At 63.9% G+C, this 17,381-nt stretch carries 14 protein-coding genes, 1 tRNA gene and 3 pseudogenes; 5 read left to right on the top strand and 13 right to left on the bottom strand.

Annotated elements, in window-relative coordinates; all coding sequences use genetic code 11:
* Positions 1-32 precede the first annotated feature (32 nt).
* The 3 genes from BW990_RS03125 (at position 33) to BW990_RS22490 (ending at position 2,521) form a co-directional block, all read left to right on the top strand.
* Positions 33-109: transfer RNA gene (locus BW990_RS03125), tRNA-Arg, on the top strand.
* 534 nt (positions 110-643) lie between these two features.
* Positions 644-865 carry a hypothetical protein gene (locus BW990_RS03130; protein ID WP_076444874.1) on the top strand — a complete coding sequence of 74 codons (222 nt, stop codon included), beginning with the start codon at positions 644-646 and terminating at the stop codon, positions 863-865.
* Between the two features lie 69 nt (positions 866-934).
* The gene (locus BW990_RS22490; protein WP_083950445.1) at positions 935-2,521 is read left to right on the top strand and encodes a sulfatase-like hydrolase/transferase; all 1,587 of its coding nucleotides are present in this window, start codon (positions 935-937) and stop codon (positions 2,519-2,521) included.
* A 1,033-nt stretch (positions 2,522-3,554) separates the two neighbouring features.
* Here BW990_RS22490 and BW990_RS03140 read toward each other — a convergent pair.
* The 13 genes and pseudogenes from BW990_RS03140 to BW990_RS03195 form a co-directional block, all read right to left on the bottom strand.
* Positions 3,555-4,268: pseudogene (locus BW990_RS03140) on the bottom strand (lysophospholipid acyltransferase family protein); the annotation flags it as partial.
* Between the two features lie 277 nt (positions 4,269-4,545).
* Positions 4,546-5,082: a copper chaperone PCu(A)C gene (locus BW990_RS03145; RefSeq protein WP_076444878.1), complete on the bottom strand. Its 537-nt coding sequence runs from the start codon at positions 5,080-5,082 to the stop codon at positions 4,546-4,548.
* A 22-nt stretch (positions 5,083-5,104) separates the two neighbouring features.
* Positions 5,105-6,421, bottom strand: a complete 1,317-nt coding sequence (locus BW990_RS03150; protein ID WP_327213823.1) for an ABC transporter permease — start codon at positions 6,419-6,421, stop codon at positions 5,105-5,107.
* Complete coding sequence (locus BW990_RS22495; RefSeq protein ID WP_327213837.1) at positions 6,411-6,677, bottom strand: hypothetical protein; 267 nt, start codon at positions 6,675-6,677, stop codon at positions 6,411-6,413. Before BW990_RS22495 ends, BW990_RS03150 begins: the two co-directional genes overlap by 11 nt.
* 10 nt (positions 6,678-6,687) lie before the next feature.
* Positions 6,688-6,966, bottom strand: a pseudogene (locus BW990_RS22500) (ATP-binding cassette domain-containing protein); the annotation flags it as partial.
* A pseudogene (locus BW990_RS03165) lies at positions 6,966-8,977 on the bottom strand (alkaline phosphatase). The pseudogenes BW990_RS03165 and BW990_RS22500, both read right to left, overlap by 1 nt.
* Positions 8,978-9,123: 146 nt before the next feature.
* Positions 9,124-10,386, bottom strand: coding sequence for an organoarsenical effux MFS transporter ArsJ (gene arsJ / locus BW990_RS03170; protein ID WP_076444884.1), 1,263 nt, complete (start codon positions 10,384-10,386; stop codon positions 9,124-9,126).
* The gene (locus BW990_RS03175; RefSeq protein ID WP_076444886.1) at positions 10,383-11,381 is read right to left on the bottom strand and encodes an ArsJ-associated glyceraldehyde-3-phosphate dehydrogenase; all 999 of its coding nucleotides are present in this window, start codon (positions 11,379-11,381) and stop codon (positions 10,383-10,385) included. Before BW990_RS03175 ends, arsJ begins: the two co-directional genes overlap by 4 nt.
* Positions 11,378-12,226 (bottom strand): arsenate reductase/protein-tyrosine-phosphatase family protein, encoded by an 849-nt coding sequence (locus BW990_RS03180; RefSeq protein ID WP_076444888.1) that lies wholly within the window; start codon positions 12,224-12,226, stop codon positions 11,378-11,380. The genes BW990_RS03175 and BW990_RS03180 overlap by 4 nt, the downstream gene beginning before the upstream one ends.
* A gap of 243 nt (positions 12,227-12,469) precedes the next feature.
* Positions 12,470-13,888 carry a hypothetical protein gene (locus BW990_RS03185; protein WP_076444890.1) on the bottom strand — a complete coding sequence of 473 codons (1,419 nt, stop codon included), beginning with the start codon at positions 13,886-13,888 and terminating at the stop codon, positions 12,470-12,472.
* Between the two features lie 287 nt (positions 13,889-14,175).
* The gene (locus tag BW990_RS21200; protein WP_143526044.1) at positions 14,176-14,364 is read right to left on the bottom strand and encodes a hypothetical protein; all 189 of its coding nucleotides are present in this window, start codon (positions 14,362-14,364) and stop codon (positions 14,176-14,178) included.
* A gap of 496 nt (positions 14,365-14,860) precedes the next feature.
* Positions 14,861-15,565 (bottom strand): hypothetical protein, encoded by a 705-nt coding sequence (locus BW990_RS03190; RefSeq protein WP_076444892.1) that lies wholly within the window; start codon positions 15,563-15,565, stop codon positions 14,861-14,863.
* Positions 15,537-15,821 carry a hypothetical protein gene (locus BW990_RS03195; RefSeq protein WP_076444894.1) on the bottom strand — a complete coding sequence of 95 codons (285 nt, stop codon included), beginning with the start codon at positions 15,819-15,821 and terminating at the stop codon, positions 15,537-15,539. Before BW990_RS03195 ends, BW990_RS03190 begins: the two co-directional genes overlap by 29 nt.
* Positions 15,822-16,007: 186 nt before the next feature.
* On the opposite strand from BW990_RS03195, the gene BW990_RS03200 reads away from it, so the two are divergent.
* Complete coding sequence (locus tag BW990_RS03200) at positions 16,008-16,580, top strand: hypothetical protein (RefSeq protein WP_076444896.1); 573 nt, start codon at positions 16,008-16,010, stop codon at positions 16,578-16,580.
* A gap of 150 nt (positions 16,581-16,730) precedes the next feature.
* Positions 16,731-17,363 carry a ribonuclease HII gene (locus tag BW990_RS03205; protein WP_076444898.1) on the top strand — a complete coding sequence of 211 codons (633 nt, stop codon included), beginning with the start codon at positions 16,731-16,733 and terminating at the stop codon, positions 17,361-17,363.
* Positions 17,364-17,381: the final 18 nt, after the last annotated feature.

Consider the following 17,381-nt stretch of genomic DNA (forward strand, 5'->3'; position numbering starts at 1 on the left):
CGCCCCGGCGCCGCGCTAGACCGAAAGCACGCGGCCCCGTGGCTCAACTGGATAGAGCAGCCCCCTCCTAAGGGGCAGGTTGCAGGTTCGAATCCTGCCGGGGTCGCCAATTCAATTTTTAAAATGTTGAATTTAAAAAATAATTTCGTTCTTGTCTGAGGCCATCCCACACTTATTCCCACATAGCGCGCCGGGTTTCCTCGGTACCTTCGTGCCTTGGGCTGCATCCGGTTCAGCGTGCGTCAGGCAGGTGTACCCGACGCACGCGCGGAGCTATGCAGGCGCATTCAGACGTGGTTAAGGATGCTTATCTGCACTGAACGACAAGGTTGGACTGTGAAAAAATTAAGGTACCGCCTCCGGTCTGCGGTATCCCCTTCGCCTCCGAGATCCTGTCTACTATGTCATAGCCGCTTGGACACTTCTTCCCCGCTTCCGCATAGCACTGTTCAATAGTGCGCCCCATTCCGGAGCAACGCATCGTGTAGGCTTGGCGTCCATCTGGTCCCAAAAACGAGGTGGGCGACACTTCAGCGCACCCTGAAATGGAAGAAATCGAGATTATCGAGATCCAAGTAGCTGAGCGTATCATGAGAAAATCCTTCATCAGTCCAACGCCCGTCAGACTAACATCCGCACGCACTTGATTAGCAACTTATTCGTTACGACCATACCCCTCAGGCCAGCCTTTGAAGCGATTTTTGATGGATACCGCACCTACTACGATCCTGACTGGAAGAATGATGAAAAGGTGGAGCGCCGGGTGGAGAAGAATGCCAACAAGATGGGCAAGAAGAAGTTTAAGAAGCGGATGGGCGGCAGCGGAAAGCTCAAGGTTAGTGACTTGTCGGATCGCTCTGGCTAAGACTAGACAGAGATTCAACAGCTCGATATCCGCCGAAAGATACAGTAGGCGCAAAGAAGAAACCCGACAATGCCACTCCATAATAAGATACAAGGCGACATAGTCGCCGATAGCGTTGAATTATGGAGGAAATGCTCAAATGCGGCGGCAGTTCTTTTGCTGTCGATTTTCACTCTGCAAAGCGTTGGGGTTATTTTCTTTGGATTCCCGAAACTTGCCAGTATCGTAAGTTTTGCATTCGGTACGCTTATATCATCCTTAACTTTCCTAACCTATTTATCACTAAGATCACACCCACGATTAGCACATAGATTCCTTCAGGTTTCGCTGTTAGCAATCATTTCCTTCCAGCTTATCATAGCTCTGATATACGCTTTAAGTTTGGCTGCGAAAGCTGCTTGGGGGAATCTCGTGACCCTGAAAGAAATAGAGCCGTATCTTTCACATTCTGGAGAGAAAGGCCGATATCTTCTGGAGATTGTGGGGCAAAATGGGCTTTACCCAATAGCTGCTTTGATTTTGACCGCAAGCCCAGCGCTTCTTCTAGGCTCAAATGGCAGCGCTAACAGAATCATCTCAAAGCTTCTGTCCAGGAAGATGCTGATTTCCGGGCTGATTTTTTCAATGCTAGTTCTGTTAATGGCGCCAAAAGGATGGAAGGCGGGTAGCCCTCTCTACTACTTTTTCTCAAGCCCTAGATTCAATGCAGCGATGGGCAGTGAGGATCATAAGCGGGCATTTGAGAGTGGGTATCTCTCAGGCCTTCAAATAAGTGACTATGATCATCGGCCAATATTCCTCATTACTGTTGATGCAATGAGAGCTGATTTTGCCTTAGGGGAAAACGAATCCAGCCCCAGCAACTTCCTCTCGGTGCTTCGAGAGCATAAGAATCTAGTATACGAGGGTAAAATAAATGCGACTTGCACCTCCTCATATTGCGGAATAGCTTCGATTTTCTCAGCAGAGCAGGTAGGTGAACTCAATGTTTTCTCTGATAACCTTGTGGATGTGCTTGAATCATTAAAGTATCAGACTCAGTTTATATTGTCGGGAGATCATTTGGGGCACTACAGGCTCAAGGAAGTATATCGATCCAAATACAAGTTATTTTTTGATGGTAACAGCTCGCAAGATTTTTCGATTAATGATGATCGGCTTCTATTTGAGGGTATGGATCTGGTAGGTGAAAAAAGGGCCGACGATTTCTATTATTTTCACCTCATGTCCCCACATGGCGCCGGAAAGATATTCATAGAGGGTGCTTCCACGTCAAGAAATCGCTCTCTTCTTCAACGGATAATTGGGTGGCAAGATGAAAAAGAATTTGCTGCAAACTATCTACTTGGCCTAAGGCAGGCAGAAGGCGTCATTAACGAAATTTTCAGATTTATCGAAGGTAATTATTTAGGGATGAAGCCCCTCGTGATTGTGACGTCTGATCATGGAGAGCTGTTAGGCGAGGGCGGGAGATTCGGCCATGGTGGCGAGCCTGCAAAAGAATTGATTGAGATCCCTATTTTCATAATCGACTACGGGGCTAAATCCCAAAGAATGAATCTCATAAGCCCCTCACTTCAATCTCAGTCTGACATTGCGCCTTTCATTCTGCGTTCGCTGGGAGTTCCTCTTCCGGACATATGGAGCGAAAAGTAAGGCACTTTATACTTTCTTTCCCGAGAATAAGAGACGGAGCACAGCGCTGTGGGTTATGCTGTTGAGGCCTAAAAGCATCACGCGACCTTCTGGGCTATCGTCTGAGCCGAGGTAGTCGGTTTTTTTTTTGGTCAGAAATGGTCGGGGTGAGTTTCGTTGCAGGTATCTGGCCTTGCTCCCGTTTCACCGCATGCCCAGACCCTTCTCGAATTGGTCGGAGGTTGGATCGACGGCTGCAACGATAACCGCCCCTACTCAGGCCTGAAAATGCGCTAGCCCCGCGAAATTATTGCAGCTCAGACCGAAATCGGTTGAGGCTACGGTGGAACGGGGCAAGACCAATAGGATTGCTGAGATAAGCAGAGATTATTGTCCTCCTAAGCAATGCAGAGTTTCATTTTGAACGCACTTTGCGCGTTCTTGCTTCCCGCTTTCTGCATCCCTCGCAGCAAAATCGCGCATCGGCGCGCCGCCAGATCGGTAGCTCATCTCTACACCTCTGGCACTTCCAATCGCTCCGCGCCATGCGCCGGGCAATGGTAATTGCCCGTTTTTGGCGGTTGGCCTTGTTGCCGGTCCAGAAGTAGCACTCAAAGGTTGCTCGCCAGCGGCCTTCCTCCACCTCGATCCAAATCGTATCCGGGTCAGGTCCTGGCATGGCGCTCTCCCGCTTTTTGAGAACTCACAGCCGGGTCAAGTCTCTGAATTTTTTCGCTTTCCATTTTATATTTACCCCGTTGCACATCCGTCCGTTCGGCCCGTGTCGCTCCCATTCAATAAGGGCGCGCCACTCTTCGAGAGAGACAACTCGCTCGGTCCAAGTTTTGGGCCTGCCTTCGGGCGTCAGGCCGTGCTGGAAGGTTTCGCCTTTGGTGGCCGGAGGGCGTGCTACACATGCTACAGGTGCTACACGTAGTTCCGGCTTTTCAGCCCGTTCAGCCGGAGGAGATTGGCGCGCGGGTGATTTGCGAGGAGACATGTCGCCCCTCATTAATTCGACTAGCGCGGCTTTGGCGTCAAACCACATCGCTGCCACGGGCGTGTCCACGCGCGTCCTGAACTCCTTGACCAACAACCCCATCCGCAGAGTCGCATGCAGGTGGCTCGCCAATTGGAACAGGCGGCTCGTATGCCCGTCGAAAAACACCGGAAGGACGGTCGCATCCGCGCGGGTGATCATCCGGGCCGTAAAACCGCGCCATCCCGGATCCATCGGCGTGCCGAACGGCTTGGCCGAGGTGCTGACCGCTCCGCCGGGAAAGACGCCGATCGCACCGTCCTGCTCGAGATACCGAAGCGCCTTCCGGCGCGTCTCGAGATTGATGTGCATCGCCGCCTTCGTCTCGTCGAAGCTGATCGGCAGGATCGTCTCGCCCAGATCGGGGGCGCGGCTGAACACTTCATGCGCCAACTTCCGGAAATCCGAGCGGGTCCGACACAGGATATGCGCCATCATCAAACCGTCGAGAATACCGTATGGGTGGTTGGCGATCATCACCAGGGGCCCCTCGCGCGGGATATTCGACAGGCACCCGTCCATGACCTCCAGCGTCAGTCCGAACCGGTCGACCATGACCTGCCAGATGTCGCGACCGTCCCGCATGTCGCGCTCATAGCCATGCGCGCGTTTGATCAGCCCGATTCGCCCGGTGGCGTTCTCCATGGTCCGGATCAACGCCCGGCTGCTGCGGGACCGCGCGGAATGCGCGTAGCTGATGTCGCGTGCGACGTGCCTGTCCTGCAGCATGGCCTTCCTTTTCGCCTTCGCAGCGGGGTCGCTGCCTGTGACGATCGTATGTCCCGGTGCTGTGAAGGTTTGATGACAGGGCACGGGGCGATTGATCCAGCTGCCATCGAGACGACAGCGCCTTGGGGGGAAGCTGGGAAAGATAACTACGCCGGCCGGGCGCGCCTTCGGGTCGACCGGAACGCAGGAGAGCGCCCCGCTCTTCCTGCGCAGGTCGTATACGTCGAACCGCCCGCTCTGCGGACATCCGGCAAGACTTGCCACGCGCAAGCGCGGATCAATGCGCGTGCCCCGCGTGGCTGTGGTGCCGGGCGTCGGCCGCCTCGACCGCGACGGTCACGGGGATCGGCCCGGCGGAGGTCAGCAAGGTTATCGCCGCGGTGTCGCCCTCCGAAAATCCTGTCGCGAGACCCGTTGCCCGAAGGGCCAGCCCCTGCGGGGCCAGCGTGAGGCTGCGGCCAGGTTGGACCGGCACGGAGGGCAGGGGCTGATAGGTGGCCTCGCCGCGCTCAAGCGCGAAGCCCACGAGCGCGGCGGTTTCGGCGAAGGGGATCTCGGCCCCGTCGAGCGTCACCCGCGTGTCGCCGGTATTCGCGAGCTCCAGAAAGATCAGCGCCTCGCGCCCATCGGTCGCGTTCATCCAGGGATGCACCACCTTGAACCCGCCCGCTTCGAACGCGTGATCGGCGCCGTGATGCGCTTCGGCCGCCACCGTTTCGGCTGGGTCGCGGGTGTGACCGTCCGCGGCGAAGGACTGCGCGGCCAGCACAGTGAGCAGGGCGGCGAGGCGGGCGAGATGGGGCGAACGGATCATGGCTTGGCCTTTCGGATGTCGGTCAGGCGCGCAATCCGTCGACGACGGGCTGGCGGAGGATGGCGAGCGCGGGCAGGACGGACAGCACGCTGGTGACGGCGAGGAAGGCGGCGGCGAGGTGAACTTCGCCCCAGCCCAGCACCGCATTGACGAGGATGTCGGTGCGGCGCGTGAGCACGGCGGAGATCGCCGCCGTCGCCGCGATGCCCAGCACGACGCCGAGGGCGGTTCCCGCCAGGAGCAGGCTCGCGGCGTAGCTCCACACTACCGACAAGATGAAGCGGCGGGGCGCACCCAGCGCGCGCAGCATCGCCACTTGCCGCCGGAAGAGGCGCGTCAGGATGAACAGGCCCAGAAGGACCGATGCCGCCACAAGCACCTGCGTGACCAGCGACATGATGGACATGACCTGCCGCACATCGCCCATGACGCGGTAGAGATTGGCCAGAACCGTGCCGGGAAAGAAGGACATCGTCTCGTTCGCGCGGGTGAATTCCGAGCGCAGGGCGTAATTGGCCCAGAGCGCCTCGGCCCGCACGATGATCGAGGGGGTGCCGGGGAAACATTCGGCATCGAAAGGCGGACCGAGCTGGCCGCCGGCCTCGGGGGCGTGACCATTGGCGAGGCCGTGCACCTCCCAGACCGCCTCGACCGGGACGAGGATCGCGCGGTCCCACGGTGTGCCGGTGCGGGGCAACGTGCCCACCACGGTGAAGGCGTAGGCTGCATGTGCCGAGTCCTCGGCCTCGTCGCCCGAACCGTGTGCGGAGGGAAAGACCTGCCCGATCGAAACCGGCGCGGCCGCTCCTGCGATGGCCTCAAACGGGGTTCGCCAGACGCGGCCAGCGATGCGGTTGTCCGAGAGGTGGCGGGCGAAATCCTCGGTCGTGCCGATCACGGGAGCGTCGCCGTAGCTGTCGCCGAAGGCCAGCGGTGCCGCCAGGGCCACGTCCGGGTGGGTCGCGACCAGGTTGTAGGTCTCGCCATCCAGAAGCGGCGCGTCGGAGGGCTGCAGGAACACCGTGGCCAGCATCATCGTCATCTCCGAGCCGGGGGCCGAGACGATCAGATCGAACTTGTCCGCCGCCGCCGCCGTGCCCTGACGCAACCCGCGTTCCTGCGCGATGAGCCCGATGCCCATGCCGACAGATATGGCGATGAGCGCCACGAACATCGCATTGGCCCAGCGAAAGCGCCACAGCACCGCGCGCACCAGCGACCAGGGGGCGAAGCCGCGCAGGAGCAGGGTGCCGAGGATCACGAGAGGGGCCAGCAGCGCGACAAGCACGGCCATGTCCTGCACCAGAACCGGCAGCCCGTCCCAGAGATCACGCAGCATCGGGCACCTGTTGGCTGAGGCGGCCATCCTCGATCCAGAGCACGCGCTCCATCCGGTCCAGCAGGTGCGGATCGTGACTGACCGCGATCAGGGTCCGGCCATGCGCGCGGGTGAGGGCGACGAGATCGCCGATCAGCGCGTCGGCGGCTTCCCGATGCAGGCTGGCCGTGGGCTCGTCCGCCAGCAGGATGGGCGCGCTGGCGGCCAGCGCGCGGGGCGAACATCGCGGGCAGCGCGGCATTGTCGGTGCTGCCAAGCTCTTCGAAGAGCAGAAAGTCCTGGAAGATCATGCCGATATGGGCGGCGCGGAAAGCGGTGCGCGCCGCATCCGGAAGCGCGGTCAGGTCGGTCTCGCCCCATCGCAACGCGCCATGCGCGGCCAGCAGCCCGGCCAGCGCGTAAAGCAGCGTGGACTTGCCCGCGCCCGACGGGCCGCGCACGCCGATCAAACTGCCGGGCGCCGCGTCGAGCGCATCCACCGCCAGCAGCACGCGGCCCCGTGGCCCGGTGATCCGCAGGTCGCGTATCGACAAGGGCAGTCCCATCAGCCGTAGGTCGCGTCCTCGAGCCGCACGAGCGACAGGAAGCCGGTATCGGGGTCGCGGTAAGCCCCGGTCTCGAGCCTGCCGCGCACCTCGTTCTTGCGGTTGAAGGGGATCACGTCGATCACCCGCTTGGAATAAACGGCGACGATGTTGAGCGGCCATTCCGCCTCGGTCTCGCAGAAGGGGCAGACCGACATCGGCAGCGCGGTCAGGACGAAGAAGGTCGCATCGGCCTTGAGCGGCGGGGCCATGTAGCCCTCGAAGGTCACGCGGTCGCCCACGTTGGATTGCGCCCATTCGCTGAGATTGCGCCCGCCCGCATAAAGATCGCGGATCTTGGCGGCGTCTTCGGCGCGGGCGCGTCCGGCCAGGACCTGCGTGGCGGCAAGGGCGATCCCGGTGGTCAGCAGGGTGCGGCGGTTCATGGCAGGCTCCTTCGTCAATCGTGGCGCCCGGCGGTCGCGTGACCTCCGGGCGCCGTTCGGTGGGGCCGGGCCCGGCGGGTCATGCCCCCGGACCCGGCGATGCGGCGCGAGACCTAATTCGGCGGTGGCGGCGTGGTGCATCACGTGGAAGATCAGGTTCTGCTCGATGGTGCCGTCCAAGAGGTGCGCCCAGGGGCCCTTGGCGTAGACGGCCACGTCCTCGCCCGAATGGGTTTCGGAGGATTTCGGCACCAGCGCCTGCTGCGGGTAGTCGAGATCGGTGGCGTCCTCTTCGGTCACGTTGGGGCGGGTGCCGAAATAGGACCCGTCCGGCTGCTCGATCAGGACCGAGCCGGGACCGTTGAGGTAGCTCGCCACCGTGAAGGGCTTGTCATCGGCAGCCAGTTCCGGCTCGCCGTTATGGTCGATGCCGGCGCCGTCGATTCCCATGCAGAGGCCGAGGATGTCCGAGCCGCGCCCGCAATAGCCGTTGAAGGCGAGCGCGTGTTCATGGTCCGCCGTGACGATGATCAGCGTGTTGGCATCGCGGTCATCTCGTCGGCCATGGCGACCGCATCGGCGAAGGCCTTCTGGTCGCGCACGACGCGGGCGAGGTTGCCGGCATGGTTGGCGTGATCGACGCGGCCCGCCTCGACCTGCAGGAAGAAGCCGTTTTCGCCTGCCTTGGCCGACAGTACCTCGATGGCGGCGCCGGTCATCTCCGCAAGGCTCGGCTCGTCGGCGCGGTCGGCCTCGTACATCATGTGGCTGGCCTCGAAGAGGCCGAGGATGGGTGTGCCGTCGCGCGGCGCGGCGTCGAAGCTCGCCTGATCCATGGCGAAATGCGCGCCAAGGCCTTCGGCGCGTTCGATCAGGTTCACGCCGTCCTCGCGGCTGCCGCCCTCATCGGCGTGGAAGTTGCGCATGCCGCCGCCCATGGCGACGTCGATAATGCCCGCCTCCATCGCGTCGATCAGCTGCGTCGCGATGTTCTTCTGTTCGGTGCAGCCCTCGGGCACGGCGGCCTCGAAGTTGCGGTCGACCGTCTTGGCATAGGCCGAGGCGGGCGTCGCGTGGGTGAGGCGCGCCGTGGAGACGATGCCGGTCTCCTTGCCCATCTCGGTCATGATCTCGTTGATCGAGGCGACGGTGTTGCCGGGAAGGGTGGCGCAATCGCCGCGCACCACGTTCTCGTTCACGCCGATGATGCCGGCCTTGGTCTTGATGCCCGCCATCATCGCGGTGCCGGTGCCGGCCGAGTCCGGCGTCTGGGCGTTGACGTTGTAGGTCTTGACCAGCGCGAGGTTCGGGAAGGCCTCGTGCGGCTGGACGTATTCGTCGCCGAAGCCGCCCTCCTGCTGGCCCGCGAAGAGGCGCGAGGCGTAGTTGGTGCCGACGCCGTTGCCGTCGGAGATCAACAGGATCACGTTGAGGGCGGTGTTGGTGTACACCTCCTTGGCAAGCTCGGCCGCAAGCCGCTCCTGCGCGGTGACGAACCATGCGTTGTTCGCCTGGGCAAGGTCTTGTGCCTGAGCCGCCACAGCGGCGGTCAGGGCGAGAGCAGATATCGCGAGGGTGGTCTTCATCTCTTGGCTCCGTGTGAGAGATCACGGCCAAGGCGCTAAGGGCGGTTCAAGTCAGGCGTGTTAAGGGCGGGTGAAACTTTGGTGACGCCGGGTGGTCGCGGCAGGCGTCGGCCTTGTCCCAGGGCGTCGCGGTCAGCGCCCGGTCTTCAATGTGTGCCGGGGCGCAGGAAGCCCGCGGCGATCGCCGACAGCGCGACCATGATCGCCGCAACGCCCAGCATCAGGGGCAGGCCGCCCAGCTGGTAGGTCAGGCCGGACAGAAGCGTTCCGGCAAGGCGTCCCGCGGCGTTGGCCATGTAGTAAAAGCCCACATCCATCGTCACCCGCTCCGCCTTGGTGAAGGACAGGATGAGGTAGGAATGCAGCGAGGAGTTCACCGCGAAGATCGCACCGAACACGAGCAGCCCGATCACCAGCGTCACGGTCAGCCATGTCTGCGGCGCGCCTGCGACCAGGGCGGCGGCGGCCAGAGCGGCGGGCACGACGGCCAGCGCCCAGGCCCAGCCGCGTGCGGCGGCGATCAGCTCGTCTTCGGGTCGCGCGCGGGCGCGCAGGATGCGCGGCGCATTGGCCTGCACGAGCCCGTAAAGGATCACCCAGCCCGCCATGAAGCTGCCGATCATGAAGAAGGCCGCGCGGTTGCCCTCTATCGTGCCGTCGGACAGCACGGCGTAGAAATAGATCGGGATGCCGACGACGAACCACACGTCGCGCGCCCCGAACAGGAACACCCGCGCGGCACTCAGCCAGTTCACGTTCGCGGACTTCGAGAAGACCTCGGAGAACTTCGCGCCCTTGCGGCCTTTCGGCAGGCCCGGCGGCATGGCCCAAAGGACGGCCACCAGGATGAGCGCGAGGATCGCCGCCATGCCGAGCACCGCCCAGGTGAAGCCGAGCGTGGCCAGAAGGGCCGCCCCCAGCAGAAAGCCCGCGCCCTTGACCATGTTCTTCGATCCGGTCAGCAGCGCCACCCAGCGGAAAAGCCCGCCGTCTTGCGCGGGCGCCAGCAGCTTCACCGCCGATTTCGACGACATCTTGGCCAGATCCTTGGCCACGCCACTGGCCCCTTGCACCAGCATGACGTAGACGACCGACAGGCCCATCGCCCAGCCCGGATCGAGCTGCGCCAGCGCGAGCAGCGCCACGACCTGAAGGCCGAGCCCGGCATAGAGCGTCGAGGTCAGGCCGAACCGCGCCGCGATCCAGCCGGCGCAAAGATTGGTCACCACACCCGCGATCTCGTAGAGAACGAAGAGATAGGCCAGCTGCACCGGCGAGAAGCCCAGCGTGTGAAAGTGCAAGAGCACCAGCATCCGCAGCGCGCCATCGGTCAGCATGAACGCCCAGTAGGACGCGGTGACCGCGATATAGGCGGACAGCCCCTCGGGTCGTGTCGATGTGTCGGTCACACCGAGGCCCCGACCATGAAGGCCACGTCCACCAGCCGGTGCGCATAGCCCATCTCGTTGTCGTACCAGACGTAGACCTTCACCTGCGTGTCGTTGACGACCATGGTCGAGGGCGCATCGACGATGCCGGACCGCGTGTCATTGGTGTAATCGGCGGAGACGAGCGGCCGCTCCTCGTAGCCCAGAATGCCCTTCAGCGCGCCGTCGGCGGCGGCTTTGAAGAGCGCGTTGACCTCTTCCGCGGTCGTCTCGCGCTCCACCTCGAAGACGCAATCGGTCAGCGAACCGTTGAGCAGCGGCACGCGCACCGCATGGCCGTTCAGCCGCCCGGTCAGTTCGGGATAGATCAGCGTGATCGCCGTGGCGCTGCCCGTGGTCGTGGGGATCAGCGAATTCAGCGCGGACCGCGCGCGGCGCAGGTCCTTCGCGGGGCGATCCACGATGGTCTGCGTGTTGGTCACGTCGTGGATCGTGGTGATCGAGCCGTGTCTGATGCCGAGCGCCTCGTGAATGACCTTCACCACCGGGGCCAGGCAATTGGTCGTGCAACTGGCCGCCGTCACTATGCGGTGGCGGTCGGGGGAATAGATATCTTGGTTCACGCCGTAGACGATATTGGCGGCATCCACGTCCTTGACCGGGGCGGAGACGACGACCTTCTTCACCCCCGCTTCGAGATAGGGCGCGATCGTCGCCTCGGTCTTGAAGACGCCGGTGCAGTCGATCACCACGTCCACGCCCTGAAGCGGCAGGTCGGCGACATCGCGCGCCCCGATGAAGGGCAGGCGGGTGCCGTCGATGGTCACGCTCCGGGCATCATGGGCGAAATCGGCCTCCCAGCGTCCGTGCACGGTGTCGAATTCCAGCAGATGCGCGTGCATCGCGGGATCGCCCACGGCGTCGTTGATCCAGGCGATCTCGGCGCCGCGCTCCAGGAGGGGTCTGAGGGCGAGCTTGCCGATACGGCCGAGGCCGTTGAGGGCATAGACGGTCATGGGGCGGGGCTTTCTTCCTTGGATCGGCCGATATCATCGACGGCCTTCTGCAATGACATCCGGTCGAGCGAAGTGATCGGCAGCGCGGTGAAGACCGACATCCGGTTGTGGAGGGCGCCGTAGGTCTGGTGGAAGGCGAGGCTCTTCTCGGCATCGGTGCCGACGACCTTCACCGGGTCGGGCAGCCCCCAATGGGCGCTGATCGGCTGTCCCTGCCAGGCGGGGCAATCCTCGTTCGCGGCCTGGTTGCAGACGGTGAAGACGAAGTCGAATCTCGGCGCATCCGCACCCTGAAATTCCGACACGTTCTTGGCGCGCAGCGCCGACACGTCGTGCCCTTTGTCCTTCAGGACCTCGAGGGCGAAGGGGTTGAGCTCTGAGCTGGGCCGCGTCCCGGCGGAATGGACATTGAACCTGTCCCCGGCCATGTCGCGCAGGATGCATTCGGCGAAGATCGAGCGGGCGGAATTGCCCGTGCAGATGAACAGGACGTTGTAGCGGCGGTCGGTCATGGCGTCGGTTCCTGCCAGCGATGAAAGCGCATCCGGGGCGCAGATATCCGGGCGCCCGCGACAGCAATCGTTCAGAAGATAGCCGATGGTCTCGCGCGCGGCGCCGAGGTCGATGGCGTAGCGCAGGGACGTGCCGACGCGTTCCTGGGTCACCAGACCGGCCTGCAGTAGCGCGCCCACATAGGTCGACAGCGTGTTCGGCTTCAGCCCCAGCGCCCGCGCCAGCTCGGTCGCCGGGACGCGGTCGGGATAGCGGCGCATCAAGAGCCGGAAAAGCGCCAGCCGCTGCGGGTGGCCCAGCGTCGAGAGGCGATGGGGAATCAGTGTTTCCATAATTCATGGATATTTGAAATATGGGGCTTGGCAAGTGAAGGTTTTGTGACGGTCTGCGCGGTTGCCGGGGCGGCTGCGACGGGCCTTGGGCCTGAACGCGCCGCGCCGGTCGCCTGACAGGGCGGCGCGCTCTTTGCCTGCTGGATCACAGCCGCCTTGGCCGTCCAGGCGCGGGCCCTCAGAAGCGCGCTCCACGTCGCGGCGGGGTATGTGCGGACGCAGACCGCGCCCGCACATGATCCGTCAAAGACCCGACAGCGTCGCGCCTTCCACCTCGGTGGCCTCGGCCATCGCGCCGCCCGAGACGTCCACGGACCCTGCGCCGTCGTCCTCCTGCACGACCTCGAGCGCGGTCTCGCCGTCATCATTGCCGTAGCTCACCATGTCGCGGATCGTGACGGCCACACCGCCCGCGCCTTCCTCTTCGAAGACCGCGCCGACGCCGCCATTGCCGATGGCCGAGGACCCGAGAACCGTACCGGTCACGTCGCCCGCATCCTCTTCGGACATCTTGTAGCCGTCGTCGTTGTTGCCCGTGGCGGTGCTGCGCACGATGGACACGACGATGCCGCCCGCACCTTCCTCGTCGAAATCGAGCCCTTCGTCGAGGTTCCGGGCGATCTCGGAGCCGTCCATCACGAGATGGATCGAGCCGTCACCGGCCTCGTCCACGTCGAACCCGTCATCGAGGTCGATGCCGAACGCGTAGGCCTCGACCGAGCCGTCCTCGTAAAGATCGACCTCGCGTTCGATGCAGCCGTCGTCCAGCGTGCCGGTGACCGGGCCGGGAATGTCGGCCTCGGCGACCTCGCCTTCTTCGTATTCCGCCTCGTCGGGATCGGGCAGGGCGGAGGCCAGCAGGTCCGGGTCGCAATAGGCGCCGTTGTCGTTGAAGGCCGAGGCGGTGACCTCGACGATCACGTCGCCCGCCTGGCCTTCGTCCAGTTCCACGCCATCGGCGCCGACGCCCGTGAAGACGGAGCGATGGGCGATGAAGGTCACCGACCCCTCCGCGCGCTCGTCCACGCGCAGGCCGTCGGCGTCGAACTTGCCGTTGCCGGCATCCTCGACGCGCACGTCGCTCAGATGCACGAGGATCGAGGCGGGCGAGCCTTCGCCGCCGCCGCCGGAGCCGCCGCCGCATTCATCGGCGAGCGAGCAATCGGAAACGTGGATGCCGTGGTTGGCCACACCCGACACGCTGACATCGTGCAGCACGAGCGAGACGAGCCCGGTCTGGTCGTCGCGGACATCGACGAAGATGCCCTTGCCCGCGCTGCCATCCGCATCGGCGCGGTTCTCGATGGACCATCCGCCGGGGCCTGCGAAATGCAGCGCGCGCAAGGTCAGGTCCGCGCCGTTCGACGCGGAGAACAGCGTGACATCGGCCGCGGTCGTCACGGAATTGCCGTTGCCGAAGATCGAAAGCGGTGCCGTGCCGGGATAATCCAGCGTCTCGTCGATCGCGATGTCGCCTGCGGCCGTGACGATGATCTGGGCGGGTGCGTCCATCGCGGCGGCTTCCGCGAGGGCCGCGCGCAGGGAGCCTGCGCCGCTATCGGCGGTGGTGGTCACCAGGATCGGCGCCTGGGCCTGCGCCGGTCCGGCATAGACTGTGAGCGCCAGAACGCTCGTTGCGGCGAAGCTGCGAAAAGTCATCATATCCCCCAATCATGGTCTTTCGGGCCCGGATGCGGACCGAGAGGAGGGGTAGCGAGCCTAGATGACACTTCCGTGACAGGCACCTGCGGGGTGTATTCCCGCATCGCCCTTCTGCACGCGGTCCGGAGGGTTTGACGGCTGGAAAGGCGTCTTGCGCGATCCGCGCCGGAGGCGAAGAGATCGCGGCAGGGTGGCCCTGCGCCCGGATTGCACGCGCCGCGCGGATCGCGCAGGTGTTGCGCGGGACTTACCGCTCCGGTGGCGCGGATCAGGACGGGCCGGAACCCTCAATGCGCGCGGCGGTCGAACCAGAGCCGGAATTCCTGCTCGGGCGCGCCGTACAAACTCGCTTGCTCCAACAAAGCGCCATGCGCTTCGGCGTCCCTGATCGGTCGCGCTTTCGATGTTTTTTCCCGCTGAACCCAGACCCAGACAACACTGCCGTTCTCGTCGGTCTCTGCAATCAGTCGAACCATGTTGCACCCCCAAGCTGCAAGGCTCCGACGGTAAGGAACGGCGATGCGATGGCGCAAGTTTTTTGCCATGGCGTCACGATCTGAGCGAGCGAGTTGGCCAATTCCGCGCCAATTGGGATCATGGTGACTGCCCGACTTTTGACCATTCCGGTTTGCGGCCCATCCCGAAGCGTCGGGAAAAGCGCGGGCGCCGGGGCGCAGATGCTGCGCGCGTGAATGGGGCGGGGAAAAGCCCGACTTGCCGCGACAAGGCCTGCACTCCCCTCGGCAGACCCGCTGCGGCGAGGCCTTGAGCGTGGATCTGCTTGAACCCCGCGTCCTCGATGATCGGGTTGGCTGCCAGCACATCGGCCACCGATCCGAAGGGTCCCTTCGCTCTGCCACCCCGCGGCGTCCCTGTTTGCCACCATCGCGACACGAAAACGCGCGTGACCGGTGACCCCCGGGGCGTCCCGCAGCCCCTCCGAATGCGCACGCGCCGATCCGGCGGGACCGGTCACACCACCTGGATCACGCCCTTGTCGACCGCCAGCACGTAGCCGCGCTTGGCGATGGTCTTGACCAGCAGTTCCGACACCATCTGGTTGCCGAGCCCGTCGCGCAGCCGCTTGACCCGCGTGGCGCCTGCCGCCTCGTCGCAATCGGCCTCCGACCGGCCCGAGATCATCGCCTCGATCTGCACGCCGGTCAGCATTTCCTCGTCGAGGCGCGCCTCGGCCAGCACCGCCAGCGTCTCCATCATCGCCTCGGTCAGCTTGAAGCCCATCGTGTTGAGATAGACGGTGTTCTCCTCCCGGCTGATGACCAGCGAGGACACCTCGATGCCCGACCGTTCCACCGCGGCCATGCGGCGGTTGAGCGTCACCAGCATCACCAGGAACACCAGCGCCGCGATCAGCATCGCGGTGGCGAAGATCAACAGCACGAAGATCACCACCCGGTAGCTTTCCAGCGTCTCGGCGAAGGCGGTGCCGGACTGGGCGAGGATTTCCAGAAGCTTGACCTCGGCCTGCGCGGTCAGGTCGTCATTCTCGACGAAGAGGCGCTCGACCCGGTCGTTGAAAGCGCCCGCATCGGGCAGGGTGAACAAGAGCCACGCGCCGAGCGCCGCCAGCATGGCGACGATCGCGGCAAGGCCAAGGGTAACGATCCGCACGCCGGAGCGGCGGGACTCAGTAACGGAGGTAGTTGGGTCCGGCACTCGCCTTCCTCTCTTCCAGCCCCGATGCGTCGAACACCGACACCACGTTCAGAAGCGCCCAGCCACCCTCGGCAAGACGCGGTTTCAGCGCTTTGCGGGCGGCGGCCTTGGTGCAGGCGCCGTCGTCGATTTCAGCCACGCCGTAATGCAGCCGCAAGGGGTTTTCGCGTTTGGCCTTGTAATCGGCGTAGCACGCGGCCTCGGCCGCCTGTGCGGCGCCAAGCGCGAGGGCCAGGATCAGGATGAACTGTTTCATGGCCCCGACACTGCGCCAGCCCGCGTCGTCATTCAATAACGCAGGCCCGCCGGGCGGCGCTATCCGATAACCGCGCCGCTGTCATTGAGCGACCGGACGGGACCGGGCGAGCCTAGGGGCATTCGGCGATCCGGCCCCGCGCGGGCAGATCGGACCGCCTGCCGCAAAAGCCAGAAGGAGGTTCCCATGGCCCGACGTTTCATCACCCTTGTGCTGGCGGTCGCCACCGCGCTCAGCCTCGCATCGACACAGGCGCGCGCCGCCACCAACGAAGAGATCGCGAAGATCGCGGGCGGCGTCGCGCTGCTTCTGATCCTCGGCACCGCGATCGAGGCGGCGCAGGACGACGATGACGACGACAAGAAGAAAAAGAAGCAGAAGCAGCAACAGAAACAGCAGCAGGCCCATGCGCAGGATGCCGGGCGCTACGGCTACCCCGGCCCCTACGGCGCGCCGCCCCGCCATGGCGGTCATCCGGGCAAGCATTGGGACGATCCCTATCGCGGCGGCGCGCGCCATGGCGGGTACGGCTATCATGCCGGGCCGCGGACGCTGCCGCCGCAATGCCGGGTGCGCCTGCCGGTCTCCGACGATCGCAGCCGCGGCTTCTACCCGTCGGGCTGCCTGAAGCGGAACTATCCCGCCTTCTCGTCGCTGCCCGCCGCCTGCAACATCAAGGTGAAGAAGGATGGCCGCAAGATCGTGGGCTTCGTTGAACGCTGCCTCGACAAGCGCGGCTATCACACGCCGCGCTACTGAACGCGGATCGGACGAGCAGCGGGGCGGGCCGGGCATTGCCCGCCCCCCCCCGGTCGCCGGGGACAGGCCGAACCCGCGCCTGTCCGCTTTTTCATGCGCGTCAGGGCCCGGGCACTGGCGCCGGGCCGCGCGGCTTGGCAGGAAGGGGCCATGACCGGACCGGACGATCAGCATGAACAGGCGCTTCTGGCCGAGGGCGCGCGCCGCGTGATCGGCGTGGACGAGGTCGGGCGCGGCCCGCTGGCAGGGCCGGTCGTCGCCGCCGCCGTGGTCTTCGATCCCGCCTGCCTGCCCGCGGGGCTTGCCGACAGCAAGACGCTCGGCAAGGCGCGGATCGACCAGCTGGCAGAAGAGATCGCCGCCCGCGCGGAGACGGCCATCGGGGTCGCCAGCGTGGCGGAGATCGACACGCTCAATATCCTGCGCGCCTCGCATCTGGCGATGATGCGGGCGGTGGCGGGGCTGGCCGCGCCGCCCTGTCATTTGCTGATCGACGGCAACCTCATTCCGCGCGATTGCGCCTATCCGGCGACCGCGCTGGTCAAGGGAGATGCCCGCTCGGTCACCATCGCGGCGGCCTCGATTGTGGCGAAATCATGGCGCGACAAGGAGATGCGGGATTTGGCGCAACACTTCCCCGGATATGGCTGGGAGACGAATGCCGGTTATCCGTCAAAAAGCCACAGGGCGGCGCTCGAAAATCTCGGGGTGACCCCACACCATAGGACGTCGTTCAAACCGGTGCACAAGATATTGTGGCAAGGTAAAAAGCCAAACCCCTGATTCAAAAAACAAATTGAC

The organism is Roseivivax lentus (assembly GCF_900156805.1).
GTDB lineage: Bacteria > Pseudomonadota > Alphaproteobacteria > Rhodobacterales > Rhodobacteraceae > Roseivivax > Roseivivax lentus.

Coding starts and splice junctions, on each gene's coding strand:
- BW990_RS22490 (WP_083950445.1), top strand. CDS start 935: ATGCCACTCCATAATAAGATACAAGGCGACATAGTCGCCGATAGCGTT.
- BW990_RS03145 (WP_076444878.1), bottom strand. CDS start 5,082: ATGATCCGTTCGCCCCATCTCGCCCGCCTCGCCGCCCTGCTCACTGTG.
- BW990_RS03150 (WP_327213823.1), bottom strand. CDS start 6,421: ATGCTGCGTGATCTCTGGGACGGGCTGCCGGTTCTGGTGCAGGACATG.
- BW990_RS03175 (WP_076444886.1), bottom strand. CDS start 11,381: ATGACCGTCTATGCCCTCAACGGCCTCGGCCGTATCGGCAAGCTCGCC.
- BW990_RS03180 (WP_076444888.1), bottom strand. CDS start 12,226: ATGGAAACACTGATTCCCCATCGCCTCTCGACGCTGGGCCACCCGCAG.
- BW990_RS03185 (WP_076444890.1), bottom strand. CDS start 13,888: ATGATGACTTTTCGCAGCTTCGCCGCAACGAGCGTTCTGGCGCTCACA.
- BW990_RS21200 (WP_143526044.1), bottom strand. CDS start 14,364: ATGGTTCGACTGATTGCAGAGACCGACGAGAACGGCAGTGTTGTCTGG.
- BW990_RS03195 (WP_076444894.1), bottom strand. CDS start 15,821: ATGAAACAGTTCATCCTGATCCTGGCCCTCGCGCTTGGCGCCGCACAG.
- BW990_RS03200 (WP_076444896.1), top strand. CDS start 16,008: ATGGCCCGACGTTTCATCACCCTTGTGCTGGCGGTCGCCACCGCGCTC.
- BW990_RS03205 (WP_076444898.1), top strand. CDS start 16,731: ATGACCGGACCGGACGATCAGCATGAACAGGCGCTTCTGGCCGAGGGC.